Below are 4,952 nucleotides of genomic sequence, written 5' to 3'. Positions count from 1 at the left end.
TTATCAAAGATATAAAAAGTGACTACGAAAACTCACAGCCACTTTTGAAAATTTTATGCAATACATATTAAAAAAGATATTTAAAACAAATACATGGATTTTTAAATCTATTGTGCGGAGTATGAGTTACATATAATCAACAATATACTTTTATATGAAAATTATAGTATGGACCTAATATTAATGAATGGGGGGGCTTTATTTGTTTAATAATTTTAAAGGTAAAAAATTAACAGCATGGTTATTAACATTAATGATGGTTCTAACTTTTTTCGGTCCAGCTAATGTTTTAGCAGCAGAAAGCAGTGAAACCAGCATACAAATACTAGCGACTAGTGATATGCACGGTAGATTTTTACCATATGACTATGCGGTTAACGCACCAGACACATCAGGAAGTATGGCTCAGCTACAGACAATTATTAAAGAGTTAAGAAAAGCAAATCCGAATACTATTTTGGTGGATAATGGTGACACTATTCAAGATAATTCATCATCATTATTTAATAACGATGCAATTCACCCAATGGTACTTGGAATGAATGAAATGGGATATGACACTTGGTCCTTTGGAAACCATGAATTTAACTATGGAATACCAGTATTACAGAGTATTTCATCAAAATTCACTGGAACAGTTCTTTGTGGAAATGTTTTTGATAAAGACGGCAAATCCTTAGGTGAGTCTTATAAAATCATAGAAAAAGATGGGGTTAAAATTGCTATTATTGGTATGGTAAGTCCACACATAACAAAATGGGACGGGCCTAATTTAATAGGTTATACAGTAACAAATCCAGTTGAAGAAACTAGAAAAGTTGTTGATGAAATTAAAGGAAAAGTCGATGTAATGATAGTAACGCTTCATGCAGGTGAAAATGCAGAGTATGGAAATGGCGATAGCGCTAGAGAACTAGCTAAAGCTTGTCCTGAATTAACTGCTATTGTAGCTGGGCATGCTCATGCAACTATAACTGAGGTTAAAGAAGGAAATGTTATTATTACTGAACCTAATAAAGGAGCATCACAACTTGCAAAAATTGATATTAATCTTACTAAAAATGCTGATGGTAAGTATTCTATCGTAGATGCTAAATCAGATATAGTGTATGCATCACCTAAAGGTGAAAAACCAGTAGTGGCAGATGCAGGGCTTTCAGCTAAGTTACAACCTTATAGTGACACAGCTATTGCAGATGCTAATGTTGTTATTGGAGAACTTAAGGGCGGAGACTTGAATCCAGCCTCAGAAATTAAAGGGATTCCAACAGCTCAAGTAAAAGATACTGCAATGATAGATTTAATTAACAAAGTTCAAATGTTTTATACAGGTGCAGATATAGCTTCAGCAGCTAGCTTTAGTACTACTGCAAATATTAAAGAGGGTAAGATAATTAAAGCTGGTACAGCTTCAATCTATAAATATGACAATACATTAATGACACTTAAAATAACTGGAGCACAGTTAAAGAAATATATGGAGTGGTCAGCAACATATTACAATACTTTTAAACCAGGAGATTTAACAGTATCTTTTAATGAAAATATAAGAGATTATAACTATGATATGTTTTCAGGAGTAAAGTATGATGTAGATGTTTCAAAGGAACCAGGGAAAAGAATAGTTAATTTAACTAAAATTGATGGATCGCAAATAAAAGACACAGATGTTTTAACACTAGCAGTTAATAATTACAGAGCTAGTACAACGCTGCTTAATGAAGAATCAGGATTATTTAAGGGGGAAGGTGTACAAGTAGTATTTGATTCCTTTAAGAGTATGGGCGACAATGGACGTATAAGAGATTTAATAAGAAAATATATTGTTGAAGAAAAGAATGGAGTTATAACTCCAGAGTTAGATAATAATTGGAAAATAATTGGTAATGAAATGGATGCCACTAAAGCGGCCTTCGCAGCTAAATTAATAAACAGTGGTAAATTAGAATTACCAAAATCATCAGATGGAAGAACTTCAAATGTTAAATCTGTTACTTATGAGGATACATTAGCAGCTAATGGAGTTAATATTCTTACATTTAATGATTTTCATGGGGCAGTAGAAGAATCAGGAAAGAACTCTGGTATAGCTAAATTTGCTGGAGAAATAAACAAAGTTAAAATTACTAATCCTAATACTATAGTAGTATCAGCAGGAGACAGCTTCCAAGGAAGTGCAATGTCTAACTTAACTTATGGTGAACCAGTAAATGAAATGATGAAATCTGTTGGAGTAGTTGCTTCAGCTGTAGGAAATCACGAGTTTGATTGGGGTACTGATAAAATAGCTAAGTGGGCAGAAGAAGGCGGATACAAGTTCGTAGCTTCAAATATCTACGATAAAAATACTGGCAAACCAGTAACTTGGGCTGAGCCATATATAATAGTTGAAAAGGGTGGAGTTAAAATAGGACTTGTTGGAATTGCAACACCAGAAACAGCATACAAGACTAGCCCAGTAAATGTTAAAGATTTAGAATTTAAAGATCCAGTAGCTTCAGCAAAAGAATGGGCTAAAGTTGCAAAAGACAATGGAGCAGATGTAGTTATTGCGTTAACTCATTTAGGATCTTTCCAAGATAAAGATGGTAGGATTACAGGAGAAGCAACGCAGCTTTGCGGCGTTTTAAATATAGACGCAGTTATTTCAGCTCACAGTCATCAAACAGTAAGTGGAAGCGTTAATGGAATTCCTGTAGTTCAAGCATATTATTCAGGAAGAACACTCGGGAAGTTAACAATTAAAATTGATGAAAGTGGTAAACTAGCAGGCATAGTACCTTCAGTAGATAACTTATATAACAGACCAACTACACTAGTAGAAGATCCTGCTGTAAAAGCAATTGCTGATAAGTACACTAAAGAATTACAACCTATACTTAGCGAAGTGTTAGGTACAACAGATATAGAATTACCTCATGACAAAACTGTTCCTGGAACATCACTCCTCGGACAATGGACAACTGATGTTATGAGAAAAGTGGCAGGTACACAAATTGGTATAACCAATGGTGGTGGACTAAGAGTTCCATTAGCTGCTGGAAATATTACAATGGGTAACATGTATGAAGTTATGCCATTTGACAATACCTTAGTTACAATGGAACTTAAAGGTTCTGACTTAAAGAAAGTAATTGAGAATGGAATAGGTAATGAAGAGATTGGATGGGTTCAAATAGGCGGAGTAAAAGTTTACTATGATGAAAAAGCTGACTTTGGTAAACGAATTTCGGCTATGGTCTTAGAAGATGGAACTACAGTTGAAATGGACAAAACCTATACAGTAGTAACTAATGACTTTATGTTCACAGGTGGAGATAAATTTGACTTTGCAGGTGCAATAAATTCAGTAGATACTATGATTCCAATAAGGGATGCATTAGTATCTGAATTAAAAGCAGTTAAAGCTATATCTGTTAAAGACAAGAATAATCTTGTGGCAGGGGTTGCACCAGTGGTAACTCAGCCGGTAGTAACGCCACCAGTGGTAACGCCACCAGCATTACCTATTAAAGAAAAATATGTTGTGATTACAGCTAAAAGTGGATTGAATTTCAGAGTAGCAGGTTCGGTGGCTTCCAAGAAACTTGGAGTATTTAAATATAATACAACAGTTAAAGTTGTTTCAGAAACATCTTTGTGGTACAAAGTTAATTACAACGGTGCTGTAGGTTATATTTATAGGGCTTACACAAAGATAGCTCCAGTGGTAACTATGGGAAGTAAATATGTTACAACTACAGCTAAAAGTGGATTAAACTTTAGAACATCAGAATCAACGTCTTCAAATATACTTGGAGTTTTAAAATATGCCACAGTGGTTAAAGTGCTTGGAGAGTCATCTCTTTGGTATAAAGTTAATTACAATGGTAAAGTGGGTTATATTTACAAAACTTATGCAAAAATTACCACAACAAATGTGGTGAAAGCAGCTTAAAAAAAATCTCACAATAAAATACCGTGTAGACAGTATATTAAAATACTGTCTACACGGTATTTTAAATTATCTCCAGAGGATTTGAGTAAGAAAAATATTTATGTGTTAGCACTGTTGTTTTAATAATATTCAATTCAAAATAACGATAAACTTTGTTATAATAGATATATTAGACATCTGAAAAAATAAAAGCGGAAGATGATTTAACAAGGGATGTAACAATTAGCAGTATGATGCATACAACAGTATGATACATACCCTGTAGGAATATAAGGAGGGATAAATTTGGATACACAACAAATACTATATAAGATTTTGATGATACCAGCTATTTTAATAGCATTTACTTTTCATGAGTATGCACATGCTATCGTAGCAGATAGGTTAGGAGACAAAACTCCAAGATTTCAAGGAAGACTTACGTTGAATCCAATTGCTCACATCGACCCAATGGGATTTATTTTGATTTTAATAATGAACTTCGGGTGGGCAAAACCCGTTCAGACAAATCCAAGTGCCTACAAACATTATTATAAGGACGATTTGAAAGTTTCGATAGCGGGACCAATTGCCAATTTGATTCTAGGATTTTTATTTGCGATTTTATATGTATTATTTTTTAAATTTGTGCAAAATCAAAGTGCCCTAAACGATATTATTGTAAGTATACTAAAAATTACAGGGCAATTAAACTGTATATTGTTTTTTCTTAATTTAGTTCCAATACCAGGTTTTGATGGATTTCACATAGTTAGAGATCTGTTTCCAAAGTTTTTCTATAATTTATCAGATTCAATTACTAGGTATCAATTCATGATATTTATTGTACTATTATTGCCCATATTACCTAATGGACAATCAGTGTTTTTTTATATTGTGCAAGTACCAGGATTATGGTTGTTTAATACTTTTGTAAACATTGCAGTGATAATTTAGAGGAAAATGGGAAGAGTGATTAAAGTGAGGGACGGTTAACAATTAATTGATCTTTAAATTATAAAAGTGAGTTAAAAGT

At 33.3% G+C, this 4,952-nt stretch carries 2 protein-coding genes; both read left to right on the top strand.

Annotated elements, in window-relative coordinates; genetic code table 11:
- The first annotated feature begins 202 nt into the window (after window positions 1–202).
- Window positions 203–3,937, top strand: a complete 3,735-nt coding sequence (locus JJE11_RS14530; protein WP_291636867.1) for a 5'-nucleotidase C-terminal domain-containing protein — start codon at window positions 203–205, stop codon at window positions 3,935–3,937.
- A gap of 285 nt (window positions 3,938–4,222) precedes the next feature.
- On the top strand, window positions 4,223–4,873 hold the full coding sequence (locus JJE11_RS14525) for a site-2 protease family protein (RefSeq protein ID WP_291636863.1): 651 nt from the start codon (window positions 4,223–4,225) through the stop codon (window positions 4,871–4,873).
- Window positions 4,874–4,952: the final 79 nt, after the last annotated feature.

The sequence above is a fragment of the Clostridium sp. genome (assembly GCF_016650095.1).
Classification (GTDB): Bacteria; Bacillota; Clostridia; order Clostridiales; family Clostridiaceae; genus Clostridium_AD.
The sequence above is the reverse complement of the archived record's forward strand: the minus strand, read 5'-3'. Positions and strand labels throughout refer to the sequence as shown.